The organism is Streptacidiphilus jiangxiensis (genome assembly GCF_900109465.1).
Lineage (GTDB): Bacteria > Actinomycetota > Actinomycetes > Streptomycetales > Streptomycetaceae > Streptacidiphilus > Streptacidiphilus jiangxiensis.
Genome location: NZ_FOAZ01000002.1, coordinates 133,901 through 158,304 on the forward strand (window position 1 = coordinate 133,901; position 24,404 = coordinate 158,304).

23 protein-coding genes and 1 pseudogene are annotated in these 24,404 nt (G+C 70.7%); 13 read left to right on the forward strand and 11 right to left on the reverse strand.

The features are described 5' to 3' along the window. The first annotated feature begins 281 nt into the window (after nt 1-281). Nucleotides 282-1,007 carry a hypothetical protein gene (locus BMY61_RS04015; protein ID WP_042448460.1) on the forward strand — a complete coding sequence of 242 codons (726 nt, stop codon included), beginning with the start codon at nt 282-284 and terminating at the stop codon, nt 1,005-1,007. A 170-nt stretch (nt 1,008-1,177) separates the two neighbouring features. On the opposite strand, the gene BMY61_RS04020 is transcribed toward BMY61_RS04015, so the two are convergent. After that, nucleotides 1,178-1,741 (reverse strand): sigma-70 family RNA polymerase sigma factor, encoded by a 564-nt coding sequence (locus BMY61_RS04020; protein WP_236656042.1) that lies wholly within the window; start codon nt 1,739-1,741, stop codon nt 1,178-1,180. A gap of 271 nt (nt 1,742-2,012) precedes the next feature. Here BMY61_RS04020 and BMY61_RS04025 point away from each other — a divergent pair, with 271 nt between their 5' ends. After that, entirely contained in the window at nt 2,013-2,369 is a 357-nt protein-coding gene (locus BMY61_RS04025) for a chaplin (RefSeq protein WP_269083967.1), read from the forward strand. 505 nt (nt 2,370-2,874) lie between these two features. Here BMY61_RS04025 and BMY61_RS04030 read toward each other — a convergent pair. The 5 genes and pseudogenes from BMY61_RS04030 to BMY61_RS04050 form a co-directional block, all read right to left on the reverse strand. Beyond that, a complete protein-coding gene (locus tag BMY61_RS04030; RefSeq protein ID WP_042448465.1) occupies nt 2,875-3,891 on the reverse strand; it encodes a TIGR03842 family LLM class F420-dependent oxidoreductase in 1,017 nt (338 codons plus the stop codon). 46 nt (nt 3,892-3,937) lie between these two features. Continuing rightward, nucleotides 3,938-5,329, reverse strand: a complete 1,392-nt coding sequence (hydA, locus tag BMY61_RS04035; protein WP_042448468.1) for a dihydropyrimidinase — start codon at nt 5,327-5,329, stop codon at nt 3,938-3,940. 151 nt (nt 5,330-5,480) lie between these two features. Continuing rightward, nucleotides 5,481-5,960, reverse strand: a pseudogene (locus tag BMY61_RS04040) (amidohydrolase family protein); the annotation flags it as partial. Beyond that, nucleotides 5,957-7,288, reverse strand: a complete 1,332-nt coding sequence (locus BMY61_RS04045) for an aspartate aminotransferase family protein (RefSeq protein WP_042448472.1) — start codon at nt 7,286-7,288, stop codon at nt 5,957-5,959. The gene BMY61_RS04045 and the pseudogene BMY61_RS04040, both read right to left, overlap by 4 nt. 6 nt (nt 7,289-7,294) lie before the next feature. Then, on the reverse strand, nt 7,295-8,137 hold the full coding sequence (locus BMY61_RS04050; protein ID WP_143094187.1) for a nitrilase-related carbon-nitrogen hydrolase: 843 nt from the start codon (nt 8,135-8,137) through the stop codon (nt 7,295-7,297). Nucleotides 8,138-8,473: 336 nt separating this feature from the next. Here BMY61_RS04050 and thpR point away from each other — a divergent pair, with 336 nt between their 5' ends. Next, nucleotides 8,474-9,061 (forward strand): RNA 2',3'-cyclic phosphodiesterase, encoded by a 588-nt coding sequence (gene thpR, locus BMY61_RS04055; RefSeq protein WP_042448478.1) that lies wholly within the window; start codon nt 8,474-8,476, stop codon nt 9,059-9,061. A 555-nt stretch (nt 9,062-9,616) separates the two neighbouring features. Here thpR and BMY61_RS04065 read toward each other — a convergent pair. Both BMY61_RS04065 and BMY61_RS04070 read right to left on the reverse strand, forming a co-directional pair. Next, the gene (locus tag BMY61_RS04065) at nt 9,617-10,165 is read right to left on the reverse strand and encodes a hypothetical protein (RefSeq protein ID WP_143094157.1); all 549 of its coding nucleotides are present in this window, start codon (nt 10,163-10,165) and stop codon (nt 9,617-9,619) included. A gap of 232 nt (nt 10,166-10,397) precedes the next feature. Next, entirely contained in the window at nt 10,398-11,507 is a 1,110-nt protein-coding gene (locus BMY61_RS04070) for a glycoside hydrolase family 19 protein (protein ID WP_042448487.1), read from the reverse strand. Nucleotides 11,508-11,699: 192 nt separating this feature from the next. On the opposite strand from BMY61_RS04070, the gene BMY61_RS04075 reads away from it, so the two are divergent. Beyond that, nucleotides 11,700-12,302 carry a hypothetical protein gene (locus BMY61_RS04075; protein WP_143094158.1) on the forward strand — a complete coding sequence of 201 codons (603 nt, stop codon included), beginning with the start codon at nt 11,700-11,702 and terminating at the stop codon, nt 12,300-12,302. Nucleotides 12,303-12,445: 143 nt separating this feature from the next. Next, nucleotides 12,446-13,687: a MalY/PatB family protein gene (locus tag BMY61_RS04080; protein ID WP_082015075.1), complete on the forward strand. Its 1,242-nt coding sequence runs from the start codon at nt 12,446-12,448 to the stop codon at nt 13,685-13,687. Nucleotides 13,688-13,765: 78 nt separating this feature from the next. On the opposite strand, the gene BMY61_RS04085 is transcribed toward BMY61_RS04080, so the two are convergent. Together BMY61_RS04085 and BMY61_RS04090 are read right to left on the reverse strand one after the other, a co-directional pair. Continuing rightward, nucleotides 13,766-14,830 carry an extracellular catalytic domain type 2 short-chain-length polyhydroxyalkanoate depolymerase gene (locus BMY61_RS04085; RefSeq protein ID WP_042448494.1) on the reverse strand — a complete coding sequence of 355 codons (1,065 nt, stop codon included), beginning with the start codon at nt 14,828-14,830 and terminating at the stop codon, nt 13,766-13,768. Nucleotides 14,831-14,987: 157 nt separating this feature from the next. Further along, nucleotides 14,988-15,689 (reverse strand): substrate-binding domain-containing protein, encoded by a 702-nt coding sequence (locus BMY61_RS04090; RefSeq protein ID WP_143094159.1) that lies wholly within the window; start codon nt 15,687-15,689, stop codon nt 14,988-14,990. A gap of 85 nt (nt 15,690-15,774) precedes the next feature. On the opposite strand from BMY61_RS04090, the gene BMY61_RS04095 reads away from it, so the two are divergent. From BMY61_RS04095 to BMY61_RS04130, 8 genes are all read left to right on the forward strand, one after another. Beyond that, the gene (locus tag BMY61_RS04095; RefSeq protein ID WP_042448499.1) at nt 15,775-16,557 is read left to right on the forward strand and encodes an IclR family transcriptional regulator; all 783 of its coding nucleotides are present in this window, start codon (nt 15,775-15,777) and stop codon (nt 16,555-16,557) included. A 101-nt stretch (nt 16,558-16,658) separates the two neighbouring features. Beyond that, a complete protein-coding gene (locus BMY61_RS04100) occupies nt 16,659-17,879 on the forward strand; it encodes a 4-hydroxybenzoate 3-monooxygenase (RefSeq protein WP_042448501.1) in 1,221 nt (406 codons plus the stop codon). A 16-nt stretch (nt 17,880-17,895) separates the two neighbouring features. After that, nucleotides 17,896-18,921, forward strand: a complete 1,026-nt coding sequence (locus BMY61_RS04105; protein ID WP_042448504.1) for an amidohydrolase family protein — start codon at nt 17,896-17,898, stop codon at nt 18,919-18,921. A 28-nt stretch (nt 18,922-18,949) separates the two neighbouring features. Further along, nucleotides 18,950-19,639, forward strand: a complete 690-nt coding sequence (gene ligK / locus BMY61_RS04110) for a 4-carboxy-4-hydroxy-2-oxoadipate aldolase/oxaloacetate decarboxylase (RefSeq protein WP_042448507.1) — start codon at nt 18,950-18,952, stop codon at nt 19,637-19,639. A gap of 3 nt (nt 19,640-19,642) precedes the next feature. Further along, nucleotides 19,643-20,581, forward strand: coding sequence for an amidohydrolase family protein (locus BMY61_RS04115; RefSeq protein ID WP_042448510.1), 939 nt, complete (start codon nt 19,643-19,645; stop codon nt 20,579-20,581). 4 nt (nt 20,582-20,585) lie between these two features. Continuing rightward, on the forward strand, nt 20,586-21,896 hold the full coding sequence (ligA, locus tag BMY61_RS04120) for a protocatechuate 4,5-dioxygenase subunit alpha (protein WP_042448512.1): 1,311 nt from the start codon (nt 20,586-20,588) through the stop codon (nt 21,894-21,896). 1 nt (nt 21,897) lies between these two features. Continuing rightward, nucleotides 21,898-22,869: a Gfo/Idh/MocA family oxidoreductase gene (locus BMY61_RS04125; protein WP_042448515.1), complete on the forward strand. Its 972-nt coding sequence runs from the start codon at nt 21,898-21,900 to the stop codon at nt 22,867-22,869. Between the two features lie 17 nt (nt 22,870-22,886). Beyond that, complete coding sequence (locus tag BMY61_RS04130; protein ID WP_075003771.1) at nt 22,887-23,900, forward strand: aldo/keto reductase; 1,014 nt, start codon at nt 22,887-22,889, stop codon at nt 23,898-23,900. A gap of 34 nt (nt 23,901-23,934) precedes the next feature. Here BMY61_RS04130 and BMY61_RS04135 read toward each other — a convergent pair whose 3' ends face one another. Beyond that, on the reverse strand, nt 23,935-24,402 hold the full coding sequence (locus tag BMY61_RS04135) for a DUF3237 domain-containing protein (RefSeq protein WP_042448518.1): 468 nt from the start codon (nt 24,400-24,402) through the stop codon (nt 23,935-23,937). Nucleotides 24,403-24,404 lie beyond the last annotated feature (2 nt).

Here is a 24,404-nt window from a genome sequence, read left to right on the forward strand (position 1 = left end):
GCGCAGTAGGGAGGTTTCTGCCGTCGCTGGTGGGACCGACAACCGGGATGGGCAGGCGCGGCGCACGGAGACGCTACGACTGACAGTTGGGGCTGCCGTACCAGGCGATTCGGTACCAGCACAGGCGGGCCATGCCGGGCGGGGAAGCGCCCGTGAGCCGAACGGCCGTCATCCAATATGTTCATAGCAGGCCGTGCGTGGCCGCGTGCGAGCGGAGCCGGGGATTCATGAGCCGATGGGGCACCCGTCCCTTCTGCTCCCCGTGATTGGAACCTGATCAGATGCGCTCGCGCCTTACCCGTTCCGCCGTCACCGCTTCTCTGTCCGTGGTCGCCCTGCTCGGCAGCGTCTCCTCCGCAGGCGCGGCCGGCGGCGGCTTCGGTCCTCCGCCGTCCGGTTCGATCGCTGTGCAGCCGCTCGCTCACCCGTGCATGACCGGGATGCCGCAGGACCTGTGTCAGAACATCGGCACCACCGAGGGCTGGTACGAGGGGCACACCGTCCGGTTCCTCTACACCCAGAACTACTACTGCGACCCGTCGGTATCCGCGGGTTCCTCAAACGGCTGCGAGGTCGGCGCCAAGTACAAGCATGTGCCGCCCGGCACCACTTCCGACGCGTTCACTGACCCGCTCTACATCCCCGTCCCGCTGTTCGCGCCCGCGCCGGGCCATCTGCAGTGCCCGGCCGGGCCTTGCGTGGACCACCCGATGACGATCGACCTCACCCGCATCGCCGGCGCGCTGGGGGTCCCGGCGAGCAAGCTGAAGAACGTGCCGCTGCCCGGCCACGACCACCTGATCGCCGACCGCAACTTCAACCGGCCCGAGTGGTGGCCGGTCTACGTCATCGGCGTGACCAACCCCTGTTCCTTCCAGAAGATCGAGCAGGCGAAGAGCTTCGCCGAGGCCCAGAAGCTGGCGAAGGACCCGAAGAACGGCGTCACCGCCCCGATCCCGACCAACGTCTTCCTGTGGTTCCAGACCCTCCAGGGCAGCCTGGACTGACCCCCTAGCCGGGCCACGCTGGTCGACGGATCCAGGATCCACGCAAGCATGGTGGATCGGCCGCGGGGCGAGGGCAGTTCGCCACTCCCTCGCCCCATACGTCCGATCGTCCGGATCAGATCGACCAGTCCGGGGCTTCCGGTTGTATGTGCTCGCCTCACGTGAGTTGGTTACGCCTCGAGTTCCCGACGGAGCCGGATCAACGCGCCGCGGATGCGGCTCTTGGCGGTTCCGACCGGAATGCCCAAGCGCAGGGCCACCTGCACGTAGGTGCAGTCCTCGTAGAAGGCGAGCCTGATCGCCTCACGCTGAAGCGGGGTCAGGCTGAGAAGGACGCGACGCAGGTGCTCGTACTCCAAGACCCGTTCCACACGCTCGGCGACGCTGTCGGCAGCCGGCGGCGGCATCAGAGCTGCGGCGCGCAGTTCGACACGGTGCTGCGCACGCTGGTGACGGACCCGGTCGATCGCCCGTCGGCGAGCTACGGACGCGGCCCAGGCCCGGGGGTTTCCACGCTCAGGCCGGAAGCGGCCGGCAAGGGTCCAGAGTTCCGCTATCACCTCCTGGGCTACCTCGTCGGTTTGCGCGCGGTCGTGCAGCACCCGCCGGGCTGTCGCCCAAACGAGCGGCAGGAGACCGGTGTAGACGCCGGCGAACGCCTCGTGGTCACCGGCCGCCGCCGCACTCAGCCACTGCTCGATCCGTTCGACTTCCAGGTGGCTGGGGTGCGTCACCGCTGGCATCGAACCATCTCCACCGCTTTGTGAGACATGGTCAGAGACTTCAACGACCTGGCCTGGTTGGTGTGCAAAAGGCATCGCCTGCGCATCGATTCGCGTCCGGTTCGTTCGCGTGGCTCACGCACCACGCAAGAAAACGGCCGCGCGGGTGAAATGGCGCGCCACGCGCCCTGCCAGCGATTCGATCGCCACACCAGCACACAAGCTGAAGGACGGCCATCGGACTCTGGCCACCGCTTCCGCTTCGACAGCGAAGGACTTCGACGTGCACAGCATCCGCAGAACCCTTGCCCTGCTCGTAATCACCGGCGCGTCCGTGCTCGGTGCCGCGGGCGCCGCGTCGGCCGACGGAGCCACCGCGAACGGCGTCGCATACGGGTCGCCGGGGTTCCTGTCCGGCAACCTCATCCAGGTGCCCATCGACGTGGACGTCAACGCCTGCGGCAACAGCGTCAACGTGGTCGGCGCCCTCGACCCCGCCTTCGGCAACCGCTGCTCCAACGGCGAGGGCGGCTCCGAGCACGGCTGGGAGGCCCACAACTGGGGCTGGAACCACGGTTACGACGACGACCACGCCTGGTCCTGGAACCACGACGAGGACCACGCGGACGACTGCGGCTGACGCCAGTCGTAACTTCTGCGGCCCGGCCACCAGAATCTACCGTCCATCGACGAGGCGGTCCGGCGGCCGGGCCGTCTTGACGCACAGACCGTCAGGGCGCGCGATTGAGCGTTTGGGGTCCTCTCGGTACAACCCCGATCCGCCCGCGTACCGGTGGCTCGCGGCGGCCGACCTCGTCCGCGCCACGGTGACTGCCGCAGCCCCCGCCACGCCCGAAGCCGCAGCCACCTTCATGCACGCACGCATAACTTGGCCCGCCCCGGGACGCTGGCGCGGGCCTTCCTTGTTTCCCGAGCCAGCCCGACCTCTGGGCCCACACAGCGCTCGTGTGACATGCATCACCCCGACAGAATCCGAACATCGCCGGGAAACCCAAGATCCCGCCTGGTCTAGGACCAGACGGGATCTTGTGAACTGACCACTAGCGATCTAGTGAACGGCCGGATATGGACGGTGCGGGAGTTGAGGACGAGGACACCGGGCACCACCTCTGGTGTGTTGGGGGTCAGCCTCTCAGTGCGGGGATGATGTGTTCGCCGTAGGCGTCGATGGTCGGTTCGACGGCGTCGTGCATGGCGTAGATCGCGAACTGGTCCACGCCGAGGGAACGCAGGTGTTCCAGCTTCTCCAGGTGGGCCTCGGGCGGGCCGATCAGGCAGAAGCGGTCCACGATCTCGTCCGGGACGAAGGCGGTGTCCGGGTTCCCGGCGCGGCCGTGGTGGGAGTAGTCGTAGCCCTGGCGCTCCTTGATGTAGTCGGTCAGCGCGTCTGGCACCAGCCCGGAGTGCTCGCCGTAGCGGGAGACAAGGTCGGCGACGTGGTTGCCGACCATGCCGCCGAACCACCGGCACTGCTCGCGGGCGTGCGCGAGCTGCTCGTCCGAGCCGTCCGTCACGTACGCCGGGGCGGCCACGCAGACCGTCACGGACGCGGGGTCGCGGCCCGCCTCCTCGGCGGCGCGGCGGACGGCCTTGACCATCCACTCCGTCAGGAACGGGTCGGCGAGCTGGAGGATGAAGCCGTCGGCCTGCCGGCCGGTGAGCTCCAGGGCCTTGGGCCCGTAGGCGCCCATCCAGATCGGCAGCTTCGGGTCACCCGTGATCCAGGGGATCTGCATGACCGTGCCGTCGACCTCGGCCTCCCGGCCCTCGGCAAGGTCCTTGATGACGTGCATGGCGTGCGAGAGCCGCTCCAGCGTGGCCGGCTTGCGCCCGGCGACGCGCTGGGCGGAGTCGCCGCGGCCGATGCCGCAGACGGTGCGGTTGCCGAACATGTCGTTCAGCGTCGCGAACAGGGAGGCGGTGACCTCCCAGGTGCGGGTGACCGGGTTGGTGACCATCGGGCCGACGGTCAGCCGCTCGGTGTTCGCGAGGATCTGGCTGTAGATCACGAACGGCTCCTGCCACAGCACGCAGGAGTCGAACGTCCAGCCGTGGGTGAAGCCCGCCCGCTCGGCGCGGATCATCCGATCCACCAGCAACTTCGCGGGCGGGTCGGTCTGGAGGACGAGGCCGATATCCATGGTGTGCTCCGGAGCGAGAGGTTCGAGGGGTGGACGCGGAGGAGGGTCAGTTCGCGTAGTGACCCAAGGCCCGGGGCAGGTAGGTGCCGTGGCCCGGGTGGCCGACGTAGGAGTGGCGGTCGATGACGGGGACCCCTCGGGAGAGGACAGTCTCGACGCGGCCGGTGATGTGCTTGCCCTCATAGGCGGAGTAGTCAACGTTCATGTGGTGGGTCTCGACGGACAGCACCTGCTCCGCCGTCGGGTCGTAGATCACGACGTCGGCGTCCGCGCCGGGGGCGATGGTGCCCTTGCGTGGGTAGAGACCGAACATCTTCGCTGGCGAGGCGCAGGCGATCTCGATCCAGCGGGTGCGGCTGATGTGGCCGTCTAGGACCGCCTGATGCAGCAGGTCCATCCGGTTCTCCACACCCGGCAGACCGTTGGGGATCTTGGAGAAGTCGCCGATGCCCAGGTCCTTCTGGCCCTTGAAGCAGAACGGGCAGTGGTCGGTGGACACGACCTGGAGGTCGTTGGTCCGCAGGCCCCGCCAGAGCGCCGCCTGGTGCTCCTTCGGCCGCAGCGGCGTCGAGCACACGTACTTCGCGCCCTCGAAGTCCGGCTCGGCCAGGTTGTCCGTCGACAGGAAGAGGTACTGCGGACACGTCTCGCCGAAGACGGGCAGCCCGTCGTCGCGCGCCTTGGCGATCTCCGCGACGGCCTGCTCAGCAGAGACGTGGACAACGTAGACCGGGGCGCCGGCGACCTGGCTCAGGCGGATCGCCCGGTGCGTCGCCTCAGCTTCCAGAAGAGCTTTCCGGACCTCCCCGTGGTAGCGGGGGTCGCGTTCACCACGCGCCAGTGCCTGCTCGACCAGTACGTCGATAGCTAGGCCGTTCTCGGCATGGATCATCACCAAACCGCCGTTGCCACTGGCTCGCTGCATGGCCCGGAGGATCTGTCCGTCGTCGGAGAGGAACACCCCTGGGTACGCGGTAAAGAGCTTGAACGAGCTCACACCGAGTTCGACAAGCGTGTCCATCTCCTTCAGAGAGGACTCGTTCACGTCGGACATGATCATGTGGAAGCCGTAGTCGATGGAACACTTCGCCTCGGCCTTCTCGTGCCAGGTGTCCAGCCCCTCACGCAGAGAGCCCCCGCGGGGCTGGATGGCGAAGTCGACGATGGTGGTGGTCCCGCCCCAGGCTGCCGCACGCGTTCCGGTCTCGAAGGTGTCGGCCGACGTCGTGCCGCCGAACGGCATCTCCATGTGAGTGTGGGCATCCACCCCGCCCGGGATCACGTACTTCCCGGTGGCGTCGATGGTTCGGTAGTCGCTCCAGGCGTGAGTGCCGGGAGAGGCCAGGGCAGCGATCTTCCCGTGGTCGATGAGGACGTCCGCGTGGATCTCGTCGGTGGCGGTGATGACCAACCCGCCTGTGATCAGAATGCGTTCCACCGGATCACTCCTTTCACGTGGGTCGAGCAAGTCTGCGAGTCGTGGGGACTCCGGTCGGAAATGCCGACTGGGAGGATGCGTCAGCGCGCCACCGACGCGTCCTCCCAGGTCAGACCGTCACTGGCGAGGAAGATTCCTGGTCACGCGAGCCAATGAAATTCTTGAAGCTGGTCACGCCCTCCTCGACGAGGAGGTCCATCTCCTTGAGCGAGTCCTCGGTCACGTCCGACATGATCATGTGGAAGCCGTAGTCGACCGCGCAGTTGCCCTGCGCCTTCTCGTGCCAGGCGTCCAGGCCCTCGCGCAGGCTGTGGCCCACGCTCTGCACGGCGAAGTCCACGATGGTGGTGGTGCCGCCGAAGGCGGCGGCGCGGGTGCCGGTCTCGAAGGTGTCGGAGGCGAAGGTGCCGCCGAAGGGCAGCTCCATGTGCGTGTGCGCGTCCACGCCGCCCGGGATCACGTAGCAGTCGGTGGCGTCGACGACGCGGTCCGCCTGCCAGGCCTGGGCCGCGTCGCTGCCGGTCGCGGCGAGCGCGACGACGCGCTCGCCCTCGATCAGCACGTCCGCGTGGAGCTCGTCCGCGGCGGTGATCACCAGCCCGCCGCGGATGACGGTCCGTCCGTGCGTCACAGCGCCTCCTCGGCTGAGAAGAGTTCCTTCTGCGCCCGGTCCAGCGCCTGGACCAGCAGCTCGGCGCCCTGTTCGGCCTCGTCGCGGGTGAGCGACAGCGGCGGGGCGATGCGCAGCACGTTGCCGAGCGGGCCGCCCTTGCCGATGAGCAGGCCGAGGTCGCGGGCGTGCTCCAGGGCCAGCGCCGCGGCGGCCGCGCTCGGCTCGCCGGTGCGGTCGACCAGCTCCACGCCGAGCATCAGCCCGCGGCCGCGGACCTCGCGGACGACGGGCAGGTGCCGGGCGCCGGCCTCGATCCGCTCGCGCAGCACCGCGCCGACCCGGCGGGCGTTGCCCTGCAGGTCGTGCTCGAGCAGGTGCCGTAGGTTCGCCAGCGCCCCGGCCGTGGTGACCGGGCTGCCGCCGAAGGTGGAGATGGAGTTGGCGCCGAGGCAGTCCATCAGCTCGGCGCGGGCCACGACGCCACCGATGGACAGGCCGTTGCCGAGCCCCTTGGCGAAGGTCAGCGCGTCGGGCGGACCGGCGTCGGCGTGGGCCTGCCAGCCCCAGAAGTGGTCGCCGGTGCGGCCCCACCCCGTCTGCACCTCGTCGCTGATCCACGGGATGCCGTGCCGGTCCAGCACCGGCTTGAATGCCGCGAACAGCCCGTCCGGCCCGTGGGTGAACCCGCCCACGCCCTGGATCGGCTCGGCGATCAGCGCGGCGACGGGGCCGCCGACCTGGCCGAGCATGTCCTCCAGGTCCGCGGTGCAGGCCTGGATGAACGCGGCGTCGTCCAGGTGCGCGAAGGGCCCGCGGGTGCGGACGGAGCCGTGGACGTAGAGGGTCTGCAGCGGCGACAGGCTGGTCGGCGACCAGGAGCTGTTGCCGGTGATGCCGATGGTGGAGAAGGAACGCCCGTGGTAGCTGTTGCGCATCGCCAGCACCTGGTTGGAGCGCCGGTAGGTGGTGGCGAGCAGCAGCGCGGCGTCGTTGGCCTCGGTGCCGGAGGTGGTGAAGAAGACCTTGGCGTCCGGAATGCCGGACAGCTCCGCGATCTGCTCGGCCAGGTCGACCATGGGCGTGGAGAGGTAGAGCGTGGAGGTGTGCAGGATCCGTCCGGCCTGGTCGGCGACGGCCCGGGTGACCTCGGGCAGGGCGTGGGCGGTCATCGTGGTGAGGATGCCGCCGAAGAAGTCCAGGTAGCGGCGGCCGTCGGAGCCGTACGCGTGGCGGCCCTCGCCATGGGTGAGCTCGAGCGGCTCGCGGTAGTACAGCGCCAGCCAGGAGGGCGTGACCGCGCGGTGCCGGTCGAGGAGGTTCTTGGCTTCGTCGGGCAGGTGGGTCATCGGTGCTCAGGCCTCCGTCAGCGGGCCGTAGGCGTCGGGGCGACGGTCGCGGTAGAAGGCCCACTGGTTGCGGACCTGCTCGATCAGCCCGAAGTCGAGGTCGCGGACGACCAGCTCCTCCTCCTTGTCGGAGGCGACCTCGCCGACGAACTGTCCGCGCGGGTCGACGAAGTAGCTGGTTCCGTAGAAGTCGTTGTCGCCGTACTCCTCGACGCCGACCCGGTTGATCGCGGCGACGAAGTACTCGTTGGCGACGGCGGCGGCCGGCTGCTCCAGCTGCCACAGGTACGCGGACAGGCCGCGGCTGGTGGCCGAGGGGTTGTAGACCAGCTCGGCCCCGGCGAGCCCGAGCGCACGCCAGCCCTCGGGGAAGTGGCGGTCGTAGCAGATGTACACCCCGACCCGGCCGACGGCGGTGTCGAAGACCGGCCAGCCCAGGTTTCCGGGGCGGAAGTAGTACTTCTCCCAGAACCCCTTGACCTGCGGGATGTGGTGCTTGCGGTACTTGCCGAGGTAGCTGCCGTCGGCGTCGATGACGGCGGCGGTGTTGTAGTAGAACCCGGACTGCTCGACCTCGTACACGGGCACGACCATCACCATGTTCAGCTCCCGCGCGAGCTCGCGCATCCGCGTCACGGTGGGCCCGTCCGGCACGGGCTCGGCCCACCGGTAGTGCTCGGGTTCCTGCACCTGGCAGAAGTAGGGGGCGTTGAACACCTCCTGAAACCCGATCACCTGGGCGCCCTGCGCGGCCGCCTCGCGCGCGTACCGCTCGTGCACCTCGATCATGGACGCGGTGTCCCCCGTCCACCTCGCCTGCACCAGCGCTGCGCGCACGACACGCGGCACGCCCTGCATCGACCCTGGTGACCTGCTGACGGATTCCGACATGTGCGGTGCCTCGCCTTCAGCGTGGATCTACGTGCGTAGAAGCATGGCCGTTCCCGACCTTCCTGGCAATATGTCGGGCTTACCACACCTGGGCGGTTTCTTCCCAGCTCAGGACCGTGTCGCACACTCCCGGGTCCGCAAAACGTCGGCACCGGTCGCGGAGGATTCCCACGGCATGGGCAAACGCCCTGGTACACGGCATGCCGGTCGAAGAACCGGATCGGTCGTCCCGCAGCCCGGACCGACCCGCAGGCACAGGTGGGGCAGGTAAGGAAGGGATGCTAGAAAGCCCTGGTGACCGATCATCCCCACCAGTCATCGACCGTGCGCCTGTTCGTTGCGCTGGCCCCGCCCGACGACGCCAAGGACGAGCTGGCGGCCGCCCTGCAGCCCGCCTACGAGAAGTACTCCCACCTGCGGTGGAACCGGATCGAGGACTGGCACATCACCCTGGCGTTCCTCGGCGAGCTCCCAGTCGCGACCGTCCCGCTCCTGCGACCGGCCCTCGCCCGACTGGCCGCCGATCACCCCTCCCCGGGTCTGCGCCTCAACGGCGGCGGGCACTTCGACGAGCGGCTGCTGTGGAGCGGGATCGAGGGGGAGCTCGCCGGCCTCCACCGCCTCGCCGACGAGGTCCGCGACACGGCGCGAGCCTGCGGCATCGCCTTCCAGGAGCGCCCGCTGCGCCCGCACCTGACGTTGGCCCGGGCCAAGCGCGGCCAGGAGACCGACATCCTGTCCGCGTCCGCGGGCCTCGCCGACTTCACCGGCCGCACCTGGCAGGCCGAACGCCTCCACCTGGTCGGCAGCAACATCGGCCGCGGCCCGGGCGTGATCCGCTACCGCGACATCGAGGCCTGGCGGTTCGCCGGAGAATCCTGACCCTGCCCGCCTGCCCGCCTGCCCGCCTGCCCGCCTGCCCGCCCACCGTCCGCGCAGCCCTGGACGGGGACTGCCCGGCGGCGACCCCCGGCGTCCACCGTGCCGGTGGCACGCCAGACGCAGCCGTCAGTCCTGATCGCTCTCGAGCATGTGCCAGTCTCAGGCCGGCGCTCTGGCGCTCCCCCGTGCACCTGCGGCAGAGGTGGCCGGCCGCTCCGTACGTAGCGGTGTGGCGCGACGCGGTCGCCCTTCCGGATCTGACCCAGGACGCGGCCGAACCGACGGACGACCTGGCGGGCGTGGTGCTCGCCGAGCTCATGCGGTACAAGTGCTTGGCCTGTGATGCCAGGTTCGACGTGATCCGCCCTGAGGTGGCGGCCCCGGTCCTGGGGCGCAATCTTGCCCGACGTCGGAGCGTGAGCGGGCGTCCTGCCTGCGGCAGCAGCTCCGGGACGTCCCGGATCTACGGCCTCGCCCGGTCGCAGTCGCGCTGAGCAGACAAGCCCCCGGTCGGCGAGCCGTTGGAAGCCGCATCCCGGGGCGCCTGGTCTGTCGTCAACTGTGCTTGCAGTCACCGGATGGGTTGGCCGCCGGCGGATAGCACTGGTACGGGAAGTCCGAGGCGTCATGGCTCAGGAAGCGGCCGATGCACTGGTCCTTGGTGACCCGGCCATGTGCCGCACAGAAGGCCAGAGCTGCGGAACCGTCACTGAAGGGGCCCGGGTCATAGATGACCCAGTACCCCTGGCGCAGTGAGGCGAAGTCGTCGCTCAGCAGTACCTGGGCCGTTGGCACGTCGGCCCGGACCTCGGCCAGCCGCTGGTCCCGACTGACGAGGCCTGTGGAGACCGGTTCGGAGTAGAGCTGCGCGATCCAGCCGCCCGGGCTCTGTTCTCCGACTCCGGCAACCGTTGTGGCGGGTGTCGAGGGCGAGGACACGAGCTGGCTCGACGCCGGCACCGGGCTCGGGGTGGACGCCACAACGGAAGCCAGGGCCGGTGGTCCAGGTGATTGGGCGACCGAGGAGAGATGTGAGAAAACACCCGTGATACAGGCGGCTGCGATCGTTGCTGCTGCCCCGATGATCGCCACGACGATCGTCACGATGTGCTGCTTCGACCATGGGTCGCGAGGAGGAGGTGCCACGTCACACCCTTCGCGTCGGATGCGGGACGTTCCGGCCGACCAGAGACCAGTTTGTCAGTGTTCGGACGGTACCTGACCAACCGCACACAGCGCCCACGATTCGGGGTCTTTGGGGCTTGCCGCCTTCAACGTACGGCCGCCCACGGGTCCGTGGGCGGCCGGTGACACGTCGGTCCGAAGCGGGTGGCTGTCAGCAGGTGAGGTTGGAGCCCGCGGGCACGCCGAGGATGGACGTGAAGGACGTGTAGTCGTTGACGCGGTCCTGCATCTCGGCGGTGTTGCCGCCATTGCACTCGATGCTGCCGTTGATGCTGCGGATGGTCTCACCAAAACCCGCGCCGTTGACCATCGCGTCGTGCGCGGTCATCGTGCCGGGGCCGGTCTGGGTGTTCCAGTACCACAGCCCGGTCTTCCAGGAGGTCGCCGCGTCGGTGGCGACCAGGCCGGGGTTGTCCAGCAGGTCGATGCCGAGCGCGTCCCCGGCGGCCTTGTAGTTGAAGTTCCAGCTGAGCTGCATCGGGCCGCGGCCGTAGTAGGCGTAGGTGCCGGCCGGGCAGCCGTAGGGCTCGTTCGCGCAGTAGTTCCCGGACTGGTCGACCTCGTTGATGTAGACGAGTCCGCCGGTCTCGTGGTCGACGTTGGCCAGGAAGGCCGCGGCCTCCTGCTTCTGCACGGTGGCGCTGCCGGTGGTGGCGAATCCGGGGTAGGCGCTCAGAGCGGCCACCAGACCGCTGTAGGTGTAGAAGGAGTTCCGGTTCGGGAACATCTGGTCGAACTGCGCCTCGCTGACCACGAATCCGCCCGAACCGCCCGTGCCGCCTCCACCGGAGCCCCCGGCACAGGTGTAGGGGGACCAGTACCAGGTGCTGATGGTGGGGTCGTAGCCGGGGTTGTCGTGCGTGGCGATGTAGTACTGCCCGTTCGCGGTGTACTGCACGATGGCGCCGGTCGCGTAGGACTGCCCGGCCACCCAGGCGGGGTAGCTGCAACTACCCGAACCGCCGCCGGTGCCTCCGCCGCCGGAACCGCCGCAGGCGCCCTGGTCGGCCCAGACGCCGGAGCCGCCGGTGGAGGGCGCCTCGCCCTGGGTCCACCACTTGGCCTGCCAGTTGTCACCGTTGTAGGAGACGGTCATCCCGCCGGTGTAGACGGCGCCGGAGTTCCAGGCCGCCGCGCAGTCCGCCGCCATCGCGGGGCTCGCGGCGCCCAGGACGGTCAGCGGACCGAGCACTCCGGCCAGGGCAGCCAGCAGCGCCACGATGCGCCTGCCGCGATGGGGACTTGGAGATATGGATCGCATGTGCCACTCCAGAGATGGGGGTGAGTGGAGACCCCAGCAGCAAAGCGTCATTGGTCCAGACCAGTCAAGAGTCTCGGTGTGAAATTCTGTCAGGACATGACCAATGGTCAGTCCAGGCACCCCGCACCGGCCTGGACGGCCGTGGAGGAAATGCCCCTGGTCAAGCGGTCACGGCCCTGCCAGAATCCCCGCGTGTTCGATTCCGCTGAGGTGTACGAGGTCCGCTACGGCTGGACCCGCAAGACGATCGTCCTGCTCGTGACGAGCCTGGTGTTCTGTGCGGCGCCGCTGTTGCTCAGCGGCTACGCGTCGGCGCGGGTGGACGGGCTGCCCGTGCCGATCTGGTTGGTCGACGTGCTGGCCGTGGTGCTGGGTGTGGGCGGGTTGGTCACCACGGCGGCCGGGCCGGTGACGGGGAGGACGGCGCTGCGGGTGGACGCCGAGGGTGTGCTGCTCGGCGGCAGTCCGCTGCGGTACGCGGCCACCACGGTGACGGTGCCCTGGGCGGAGATCACCACGGTGGAGCTGTGGGTCCAGCGGATGCAGGTCAACGGCCGCACCATCAGGACCCCGTACATCGGGGTACGCCGGATGGACGGGGCCGTGCCGGTCCCCGGCACGGCCCGGCGGATCGCGGGCCGGGTGGGGACCGGGCTGACCGGCAAGGACGCCGACCTGATCGCGGCGAGCCGCCCGGTCACCCCGTGGCGGCTGGACCAGCCACGACTGAGGGCGGCGCTCGCCGCCCACGCGCCGGGCGTGCCGCTCTACGTGGAGGGCGACTTCCCGAGCTGAACGATCCCGCGCGGGTGGAGCGACCCACTGGCCTGGCCGGGGCCGGCGCGACACCCTCGGGCCTGAGCTGGTCGGATGAGAGATCCGGCAGGCGTGGTCACGGGCGCGTGGTCCGCTTCCGCTCGGCGGTCGGGTGGAGTGTGATGGACCGCATGGACAGTGACGGTCGCACCACCGCAGACGCCGCCAGGAACGACCCCTTGGTGCAGCTGAGTCTCGACCGCCTGCGGCGGCGCACCAGTATGAAGTGGCGCGCCTACCCCGGTGACGTGCTCCCGCTCTGGGTCGCGGAGATGGACGTGCCCCTCGCTCCCGCCGTCGCCGCGGCCGTGCACGAGGCGATCGACCTCGGCGACACCGGCTACCCGTACGGCCGAGCCTACGCGGAGGCGCTCGCGGACTTCGCCCACGAGCGCTGGCGTTGGGACGGTCTGCGCGTCGAGGACACCGCGATCGTGCCCGACGTCATGATGGGCGTGGTGGAACTGCTGCGACTGGTCACCGACCCGGGCGACGCCGTCGTCGTGTGCTCCCCGGTCTATCCGCCCTTCTACGCCTTCGTGAGCCACGACGGCAGGCAGGTGGTCGAGGCTCCCCTCGGCGCGGACCTGCGCATGGACCTGCAGTCCCTGGAGGAGGCGTTCGTCCGGGCGCGCGGAGCCGGTCGGCGCCGCGTGGCGTTCCTGATGAGCAACCCCCACAACCCGACCGGCGTCGTGCACACCCACGAGGAACTGCGGGCCGTGGCGGAACTCGCGCGCAGGCACCAGGTACGGGTCGTCTCGGACGAGATCCACGGGCCACTCGTGCTCGCGGGGGCGGCCTTCACGCCCTTCCTCAGCGTCCCCGGCGCGGAGAACGGCCTGGCCGTGACGTCCGCGTCCAAGGCGTGGAACCTCGCCGGGCTCAAGGCCGCCGTCGCCTTCGCAGGACCGGAGGCCGCGGCCGACCTGCGGCGCATCCCCGAGGAGGTCAGCCACGGGCCCAGCCATCTGGGCGTCATCGCCCACACCGCGGCCCTGCGATCCGGACGTGACTGGCTCGACGACCTGCTGAACGGGCTCGACGCCAACCGGCGTCTGCTCGGGGACCTGGTCGAGCAGCACCTTCCGGGCGTCCGGTACCACCGCCCCGAGGCGACCTACCTGGCCTGGCTGGACTGCACCGCGCTCGGTCTGCACGACGGCCAGGCCGACGGCCCCGGCGTGGTCAGCGACCTGGCCGGTCCGGCGAGGATGTTCCGTGACCGGGCCCGGGTCGCGCTCAGCTCGGGGCATGCCTTCGGCACCGGCGGTTCGGGTTGCGTGCGTCTGAACTTCGCGACCTCCCCGACGGTCCTGCGTGAGGCGGTGGAACGCATGGGAAAGGCGCTCAGCGACCTGTGACGCCCCGTCCGGGCGCGGTCGCCGGCCTGTGTCGCCTCGGCGTTCCCGGCGGCGGGGATCGGGGCGGCGCCCCGTCGGTCACGCCCCGCCGAGCGCTGCCACCATGTTCATGACGGTCTCGATCTGCGCGCCGCCCTGGATCGGATAGTTCGTCACCCCGAGGTAGCCCCACCAGTCCCAGCAGCCGTAGGGGTTCGCGGCGCTGGTCGTGGCCTGCGGATAGAGGACGATCAGGTTGTTGGTGTCGGCGTACTGGTCGAGGTTGGCCCGGTCCACGAACGCGGTGCCGACGGCGTCGTAGCCCTGGGAGCAGCCGTGCAGGGCTACGAGCAGTCGGCAGCCCTGCCCGGCGGCGCAGGCCGACGGGACGTAGGCGAAACCCGCGGCGCCCATGTCCAGGGAGGCGGCCGAGCCGGTGACGGCATAGGCGTCCTGGTCGAAGCGGATGAGACTCCCCTGCAGCGGGCCGGTGTCGGCGGCGTTGACCGAACCCAGGAGCTTGGCCAGCAGGTCGTGTTCGGGGTCGGTGCCGCAGTTGTTCAGGTAGGTGCCACCGGTGGTCCCGCAGGCGTTGGTGCCGTAGGGGGTGACCCAGGCGTGGCCGGCGCCCGCGCCGGTGACGGAGGTGACGTTCGCCCCGAAGTGCGACCAGAAGGCCGCGCCGTCGGCACTGACGGAGGAGGCGATCGTCGTGTCCTGCGCGCCGTGGTAGACCCACACCGGTCGGCCGGACAGGTCGGAGACCGGGTCGACCCATCCGTACGACGACCAGAGCGCGGCGTCGCCCTCCAGGGTGGGGAGGTGGTCGGGCCAGGTGTTCTGCATGCACCCGTAGAGGGCCTGCTCCGCGTTGTTCTCCGCGCAGTAGTACGGGCCGGCGCCGAAGACCGCGGTGCCCTTGATCCGGCTGGAGTAGGCGACCTGCAACTGTCCGGCCAGGTAGGCGCCGGAGGACACCCCGGCGACGTAGACGCCCGAGATGCGGTAGGCCGTCAGGTCGCCCGCCACCGGCGTCACCGTGTACGGCCCCGTCGCGGTGGCCGACGCCGTCCCGGCCGGTGCGGCGAGCGTGGCGGCGAGCACCAACGCCACCGCGGTGGCGGCCCGGCGCGCCGCGACCCGAAACCCTCGTGCTGCTCCCATGGCTTGCATGGCTGATACCCCTTCCCGCCGGCGTCCACCTGGCGTTCGGGGCATCGTCGATCTCACGGGCCGGCCCTGCGATGTGACGGAGCACCACCAACCGGACGGGAGCTGTGGCCGACCGGACCACAGACCCGGCGGCGTGTCCGTGACGCCGTCAGATCGTCTCGGTGGCAGGGCGCATGCCCTTGGCCCGGGCGGTCCGGGCGGCGGTGTCGGAGCCGAGAAGGTCCAGGACCGTGGCGGCGCGGGCCGGTTCGGGAGAGGTCGCGAGGACGCCTCCGGTGAAGGTCGAGGAGATCGCGGCGGAGCCGGGCAGCGGGCCGAGGATCACGATGCCGGGCAGGTCCATCAGTTCGCTGTGCTGCTGGAACGCCAGATCCGCGGCGCCAGGGGCGAGCATGCTGCCGACCGGTACGCCGGGCGGAGCCTGGACGAGCCGACCGCCCACCTCCTCCGCGAGACCGAGCCGGTCGATCAGCTCCACGACGGCCGTCCCGCTCGGGCCGGTGGAGTAGGCGATGCGTCCGGCGCCCAGCAGCGCGGTCCGCAGGTCCTCCTCCGTCCCGAACGCGGGGACGGAAGTGCCCGCGGGCACGGCGGCGACGACCTGGGAGATCCACAGCGGCCGCACCGTGCCCTCGACGAGGTGGCCCTCCGCGGCCAGCGCGGCCATCGCGTCGTCGGCCAGCACGAGCAGGTCGCCCTCGGCGCCCGCGCGGACCCGCCGGGCGATGTCGACCCCGCCACCCGACTCGAAGCGGATCGCGTCTCCCGACCCGTCGCGGATGAGATCGGAAAGCTCGGAAAGGATCACCCGGGTCGCCATCGAGGACAGTCCGGAAAGCTCTCGGTGCACGTCGCCTCCTTGTGTGCGGCCGATGGTACGACGCGCATGAGGGCAGCTCAACGCGGGGTCAGGGTCGTTCTGCGAGACTGGCCGGGTGAGCGCAACCCAAGCCTCGACGGACCGGAGCACAGCGGCGGGAAAGGTCCTGCAGATCCTCTCGACCTTCGACCGCGAGCACCAGTCGCAGACCCTGTCGGAGATCGCCCAGCGGACCGGGCTCGCGCTGAGCACCGCCCATCGCGTGGTGCAGGAGCTCGCCGGATGGGGCGCGCTCGAACGCGCCGACGACGGCTCGTGGCACGTCGGGCTGCGGCTGTGGGAGATCGCCTCGGGCTGCCCGCGCACCCAGATCCTGCGCGACGTGGCCCTGCCGTTCATGCAGGACCTGTACGAGGCCACGCACGAGAACATCCAGCTGGCCGTGCGTGAGGGCACCGAGCTGGTCTTCGTCGAGCGGATCGCCGGGCACCGGTCGGTGGAGCTGCTGACGATGGTCGGCTCCCGGTTCCCCATCGGCGCCACCGGCATGGGCCGCGTGCTGCTGGCGCACGCGCCGCTGGACATCCAGGAGGCGGTGCTCGACGCGCCGCTGCGGGCGTGGACCGCCCACACGCTCACCGATCCGAAGGCGCTCCGCGCCCAGCTGGACCGGATCCGCCGCGAGCAGCTCATCGTCAGTGACCGGCAGCTCTCCGAGAGCACGGTCGCGGTGGCCGCGCCGGTGCGGATCGGGCGGACCGGGCCGGTGAGCGCCGCGCTCGGGATCGTCATCGCCGCGCGCAGCGCGAGCCGCGCCCGCGGGCTGCGCGAGCCGCTGCTGCGCGCCGCCTCCGGCATCTCCGACGAGCTCGGCCGCCGGACCCGCACGACCGCCTGAGCACCGGCGGCACTTCCGCCTGACGGAAACCGTGCTGACTGCGCGCACCCCCGGATGCCAGCGTTCGGGGTGTTCCAGATCGCAGTCGCTCAGGAGACACCATGGCCGAAGCCGCCGTCGACACCGTCGACACCGTCACGTCGGTTCCCGTCGCCGTCGTCGGAGCCGGCCCCGCCGGACTGATGCTCGCGCACCGACTCGGGCGGGCCGGGGTGGAAACGGTCGTGGTCGACACCCGCACCCGGCACGAGATCGAGACCACGCAGCGCGCCGGCATCCTGGAGAACGACGTCGCCCGGGACCTCGTCGAGACCGGCGTCAGTGACCGCGTCCTGCGCGAGGGCTACGAGCACGAGGGTGTCGAGCTGCGCTTCGGCGGCCGGGCGCACCGCATCGACTTCAAGGCGCTGGTGGGAGCGTCGGTGTGGCTCTACCCGCAGACCGACGTCTTCGTCGACCTGGCCGACGCGCGCGAGCGCGACGGCGGCACGGTCCACTTCGGCGTCTCCGGCACCGAGGTGCTGGACGTCACCACCGAGGCGCCCCGGGTCCGCTTCACCGCCGCCGACGGCACCCGGCACGAGGTCCGGGCGCGGTACGTGGTCGGCGCCGACGGGTCCCGGAGCATGTGCCGGGACCTGGTCCCCGAGGACCGGCGGGTGCGGTACGGCAAGGAGTACCCGTTCGCCTGGTTCGGCATCCTCACCGAGGCGCCGACGAGCGCGCCCGAGCTGGTCTACGCCCACTCCGAGCACGGCTTCGCGCTGATCAGCCAGCGCACCGAGGCCGTGCAGCGGATGTACTTCCAGTGCGACGCCGACGAGAACGTCGACGACTGGCCGCAGGAGCGGATCTGGGAGACGCTCCAGGCCCGCGTGGCCGGCCCGGACGGGTTCCGGCTGAAGGAGGGCCGCGTCTTCGAGAAGACGGTGCTGCGGTTCCGCTCCTTCGTGCAGGAGCCGATGCGCTGGGGCTCGCTGGCCCTGGCGGGCGACGCCGCGCACACCGTGCCGCCGACCGGCGCCCGCGGCCTCAACCTCGCGCTCCACGACGTCAAGGTCCTGGCCGAGGTGCTGCTGCGGGCGCTGGGCGACGAGGGCGACGCCGCGCTGGACGACTACCAGCCGCAGGCGCTGCAGCGGGTGTGGCGGGCCCAGAACTTCTCCTACTGGATGACCCAGCTGCTGCACGCCGCGCCCGGCGGCTCCTCGTACGACCTCCGCCGCCAACTCGGGGAGCTGGACAACGTGGTGGCGACCCGCGCGGGCCGCGCCTACCTCGCCGAGCAGTACACCGGCTGGCCCACCCGCGCCCACGACTGACAGAAGGCAAGCAGACATGATCATCGACTGTCACGGTCACTTCACCACCGCTCCCCCGCAGTTGGAGCAGTGGCGCAACCGCCAGATCGCCGCCGTCGGCGACCCGACCAACGCGCCGGACCCCGCCGAGCTGGTCATCACCGACGACGACCTGCGCCAGGCGATCGAGGCCAACCAGCTCCGCCTGATGGACGAGCGCGGCAGCGACCTGACGATCTTCTCGCCGCGGGCCAGCTTCATGGCCCACCACATCGGCGACTTCGAGGTCTCCTCGGTCTGGGCGCGGATCTGCAACGACCTGGTCCACCGGGTCAGCACCCTCCACCCCGACCGGTTCGCGATGGGCGCGATGCTGCCGCAGTCGCCCGGCGTCGACCCGGCGACCTGCCTGCCGGAGCTGCGCCGCGCCGTGGAGGAGCTGGGCGCGGTGTCGGTCAACCTCAACCCCGATCCGTCGGGCGGCAGGTGGACCGCGCCGCCGCTGACGGACCGCAGCTGGTACCCGATCTACGAGGCGATGGTCGAGTACGACATCCCCGCCATGATCCACGTCTCCACCTCCTGCAACCCGGCGTTCCACACCACCGGCGCCCACTACCTCAACGCCGACACCACGGCGTTCATGCAGCTGGTCCAGGGCGACCTGTTCGCCGACTTCCCCACCCTGCGCTTCGTGATCCCGCACGGCGGCGGCGCGGTGCCCTACCACTGGGGCCGGTTCCGCGGTCTGGCGATGGCGCTCGGCCGACCGGATCCGGAGCAGCTGCTGCAGAACGTCTTCTTCGACACCTGCGTCTACCACCAGCCCGGCATCGACCTGTTGACCCAGGTGATCCCCAGCGGGTCGATCCTGTTCGCCAGCGAGATGATCGGCGCGGTCCGCGACATCGACCCGCGCACCGGCCACCACTTCGACGACACCAGGCGCTACGTCGAGGCGACGCCGAACCTCTCCGACGAGCAGCGGGCGGCCGTCTACGCCGGCAACGCCCTGCGCGTCCACCCCCGACTCGCCGCGCGCCTCGCCGCCGCCGGTCGCTGACCCCACGCCGACCCGAGGAGCACACGAGATGCAACACACCGAGATCGGTGTCGTCCACACGGCGATCACCCGGGCCGACCCGGAGGCCGTCGCCGCGCTGTCGGCCTTCGGCGTGGCGACGATCCACGAGGCCATGGGCCGGGTCGGCCTGATGCGCCCCTACCTGCGTCCGGCCTACCCGGCGGCCCGCCTGTGCGGGACGGCCGTGACCGTGCTGCTGCAGCCCGGCGACAACTGGATGCTGCACGTCGCCGCCGAGCAGATCCGCGAGGGCGACGTGGTCGTCGCCGCCTGCACCACCGAGAGCGAGGACGGCTTCTTCGGCGAGCTGCTCGCCACCTCGTTCCGGTCGCGCGGCTGCGCGGGCCTGGTCATCGACGGCGGCGTCCGCGACGTGGCCGAGCTGGAGGGGATGGACTTCCCGGTCTTCTCCCGGGCGGTCAACGCCAAGGGCACCGTCAAGGCCACGCTGGGATCGGTCAACGTACCGGTGGTCTGCGGCAACGCGCTGGTCCGGCCCGGCGACGCGGTGGTGGCCGACGTCGACGGGATCGTCGTGGTCCCGCGCGAGCGGGCCGCCGAGGTCGCCACGGCCTGCGCGAAGCGGGAGGCCGCCGAGGAGGGCAAGCGCGCGCGGTTCCGCGCGGGCGAGCTGGGCCTCGACATCTACGGCATGCGCGGCCCGCTGGCCGAGCTCGGACTGCGGTACGAGGACTGAGAGATGAGCACAGAGCAGACCGACGCATCGCAGACCGAAGCGTTCGAGAAGACCCCGGGCTGGCTGGACTGGTATGCCGGGCCGAGCCGTCCTCGCTTCGAACCGCCCGAGGGCGCCGTCGACGCGCACTGCCACGTCTTCGGCCCCGGCGCACAGTTCCCGTTCGCCCCCGAGCGCAAGTACACCCCGTGCGACGCCTCCAAGGACCAGCTCTTCGCGCTGCGGGACCACCTCGGATTCGCCCGCAACGTCGTCGTCCAGGCGACCTGCCACGGCGCCGACAACAGCGCCATGGTGGACGCCCTGCGCGCCTCCGGGGGCCTGGCCCGCGGCGTGGCGACGGTGCGCCGCGACGTCACCGACGCCGAGCTGGCGGAGCTGCACGAGGCCGGCGTGCGCGGCGTGCGGTTCAACTTCGTCAAGCGGCTCGTCGACGCGGCGCCGCAGCAGGACCTGCTGGACATCGCCTTGAGGATCGAGCCACTGGGCTGGCACGTCGTCGTCTACTTCGAGGCCGACGACCTGGCCGACCTGCGCGAGTTCTTCCTCTCCATCCCGGTGCCGCTGGTGATCGACCACATGGGCCGGCCGGACGTCGCCAAGGATCCGAACGGGCCGGAGTTCGAGGCGTTCCTCGACTTCATGCGCGCCAGGGAGGACATCTGGTGCAAGGTCAGCTGTCCGGAGCGGCTCTCGGCGAGCGGCCCGGCGGCCCTGGACGGCGAGCAGCGGGCCTACCGCGACGTCGTCCCCTTCGCCCGGCGCGTGGTCGAGGAGTTCCCCGACCGGGTGCTGTGGGGCACGGACTGGCCGCACCCGAACCTGACCGACCACATGCCCGACGACGGTCTGCTCGTCGACTTCGTGCCGCACGTCGCGGTGACGGCGGAGCTCCAGCGCAAGCTGCTCGTCGACAATCCCACGCGCCTGTACTGGAGCTGACCAGATGTCACTGGAGAAGAGCTACAAGCTGGTCCCGGGCACGACGATCTTCGACGCCGAGCAGTCCGCCAAGGGCTACCACCTCAACCAGTTCTGCATGTCGCTGATGACGGCGGAGAACCGGGAGAGCTACCTCGCCGACGAACGCGCCTACCTGGACGCCTGGCCGCTGCGTGAGGAGCAGAAGCAGGCCCTGCTGGACCGTGACCTCAACGCCGCGATCCGCGAGGGCGGCAACATCTACTTCCTGGCCAAGTGGGGTGCCACGCTGGGGCTCTCGTTCCAGCAGATGGCCGGGTCGATGACCGGCATGACCGAGCAGGACTACCGCGACATGATGGTCACCGGCGGCCGCTCCATCGAGGGCAACCGGATCGACCACGCCGTGCTGGAGGCCGCGTACGCCGACCGCCGCTCGGCGAAGGGCCAGGCCACCGTCACCGGCGCGGTCTTCACCTCGCACGTGCCGGCGATCGGCGCGGCGCTGGACCACCACAAGACCGACGAGCCGTACTGGCAGCCGGTCTTCGAGGGTTACGAGTTCTCCAAGCAGTGGGAGCGCGACAACCTGCCCGACGTGGTCCTCCTGGTCTACAACGACCACGCCTCCAGCTTCGACCTGTCGCTGATACCGACCTTCGTGCTCGGCACCGGCGCCGCCTACCCGACCGCCGACGAGGGCTACGGGCCACGTCCCGTCCCGGGCATCGAGGGGGATCCGGAGCTGGCGGCGCACATCGCGCACTCGCTGATCCAGGACGACTTCGACCTGACCCTCGCCAACGAGATGAGCGTCGACCACGGGCTGACGGTGCCGCTGTCGCTGCTCTTCGGCGACGTCGAGCGCTGGCCGGTGAAGGTCATCCCGTTCCACGTCAACGTGGTGCAGTACCCCGTGCCGTCGGGTGCGCGCTGCTTCAAGCTGGGGCAGGCACTGCGCCGGGCGATCGAGTCCTACGACCGGCCGGTCAAGGTGCAGGTCTGGGGCACCGGCGGCATGAGCCACCAGTTGCAGGGCCCGCGCGCGGGCCTGATCAACCGGGAGTGGGACAACGCGTTCCTGGACCGGCTGATCGCCGACCCGGAGGGTCTCGCGCAGGTGCCGCACCTGGAGTACGTCGAGGAGGCCGGCTCGGAGGGCATCGAGCTGGTCATGTGGCTGATCGCCCGCGGGGCGATGAGCGACGTCGACGGGTCCGGTTCGGTCGAGCTCAAGCACCGCTTCTACCATGTGCCGGCGTCCAACACCGCCGTCGGCCACCTGATTCTCGAGAACCACCCGCAGGGCGCCACGCCCGGCGACAAGGAGCACTGACATGACTGACCAGCAGACCGTGCGGATCGCCCTGGTCGGCGGCGGCGCCTTCGGCGCCAAGCACGCGGCCGCGCTCAAGCGGATCGAGGGCGTGGAGGTGACCGCCGTCGTCAGCAGCACGCTGGAGCGCGCGAGGAAGTTCGCCGCGGAGCAGGGCGTCGGCCAGGCCGTCGCGAGCCTTGCCGAGGTGCTGGCCATGGACGACGTCGACGCCGTCATCCTCGCCACGCCGACCCAGATGCACGCCTCGCAGACGCTGGCCTGCCTGGAGGCGGGCAAGCACGTCCAGGTCGAGATCCCGCTCGCCGACTCGCTCGGCGACGCGGAGGCGTGCCTGGCGGCGCAGCAGCGCACCGGCCTGGTCGCCATGGTGGGCCACACCCGGCGGTTCAACCCCAGCCACCAGTGGGTGCGGCAGCAGATCACGGCCGGGGAGTTCAAGGTCCAGCAGATGGACGTCCAGACGTACTTCTTCCGCCGCGAGAACCTCAACGCGCTGGGCCAGCCGCGTTCCTGGACCGACCACCTGCTGTGGCACCACGCCGCCCACACCGTCGACCTGTTCGCCTACCAGGCGGGCGCGCCGATCGTGCAGGCCAACGCGATCCAGGGCCCGATCCACCCGCAGCTCGGCATCGCGATGGACATGTCCGTCCAGCTGCGCGCGGCGAACGGCGCCATCTGCACCCTGTCGCTGTCGTTCAACAACGACGGGCCGCTCGGCACGTTCTTCCGCTACATCGGCGACACCGGCACCTACCTGGCCCGCTACGACGACCTGTTCACCGGCAAGGACGAGCCGATCGACGTGAGCGGCGTGGACGTCTCGATGGACGGCATCGAGCTGCAGGACCGCGAGTTCGTCGCCGCGATCCGCGAGGGCCGCGAGCCCAACGCCTCGATCGCGCAGGTGCTGAACTGCTACCGGACGCTGGCCGCGCTGGAGCAGCAGCTCGCGGCCGCCGCGTCGTGACCGCGTCCTCGGACGCCGTGAGCCCGAGCCGCCGCGCCCCGCGGCGGCTCGGGCCGTTCGGCGTTCCCCCGATCGGGCTGGGCTGCATGAACCTCAGCCACGCCTACGGCGTGCCGCCCACGCCGCAGGAGGCGGAGCTGCTGCTGCGCACGGCCGTCGCGGAGGGCGTCGTCCTCTTCGACACGGCCGCCCTGTACGGGTTCGGTGCCAACGAGGAGCTGGTCGGGCGGGTCCTGGGAGCGCACCGGGACGCGATCGTGCTGGCCAGCAAGTGCGGTATGACGGGCGTGGACGGCCGACGGGTGATCGACGGCCGCCCGGAGACGATCCGGCGCACCGCCGACGAGGCCCTGGCCCGGCTCCGCACGGACGTCATCGACCTCTACTACCTGCACCGCCTTGACCGGCGGGTGCCGGTCGAGGAGAGCGTCGGCGCGATGGCGGAGCTGGTCACGGCCGGGAAGGTCCGCGCGCTCGGCCTGTCCGAGGTGTCGGCCTCGACGCTGCGCCGGGCGCACGCGGTGCACCCGATCGCCGCGCTGCAGAACGAGTACAGCCTCTGGTCGCGCAACCCGGAGCAGGGCACTCTGCAGGCGACGCGTGAACTCGGCGTCGCCCTGGTCGCGTTCAGCCCACTCGCCCGCGGCTTCCTGACCGGCGCGCCGCCGGAGCCGACCGAGCTTCCCGCGAAGGACATCCGCCTCGGCATGCCGCGGTTCGACGCCGCGCACTACCCGGGCAACCTGGCCCTGCGGCAGCAGCTGGCGGCCGTCGCCGCCGACCACGGCTGCACGCTCGCGCAGCTGGCGCTGGCCTGGGTCTGCGCCCAGGGCGAGCACGTCGTCGCGATCCCGGGCACCCGCTCCGTCACCCATCTGCGGGAGAACCTGGCCACCCTCGACCTGGCCGTCCCGGCCGAGGCCCTGGACGCAGCGGGCCGGATCCTCGACGCCACGACCGTGCACGGCGCCCGCTACAACGACACCACCCTCGCCGAGATCGACACGGAACGCTGCGGGAGGGCCGGCTGAGGCCGGCCCTCCCGGGCGTCGCGGTGCGCTGCCGTCAGCGCAGCGCGTACATGCGGATGGCGACGACCGTCTCCCCCGCCTCGGGGCGGGCCAGGCCCACGAACACGGTCTCCGCGAGCCAGCGGTGAGCCGGGGCGTCGGTGCGGAAGACCGGGGAGGTGCGGTAGTAGTAGCCGGCCTCGGTCACCTGGACGCCGTCGTCGTCGACCTGTTCCGGGCAGTCCTCGCCGGGATGGAAGAAGCCGCGGTTGACGATGTCGATGACGGCGCCGTCGTCGGCGCGGATCAGGTAGCGGGCGTCGAGCTCGCAGACCTCGCCGCGGGTGCTGCTCCAGTCGCCACCGCCGGGCAGGACCGTGCCGTTGAGCCGGGGACCGGTGACAGTGCCGCCGGTGATGGGGGTGAACTCGGTGAGCTCGCCGTCCCCGTGGCCGATGTGAAGGGTCTCGGCGATCTCGGCGCGGATCTCGAAGGCGAACTCCAGGGCCGGGGTGAAGGTCATGG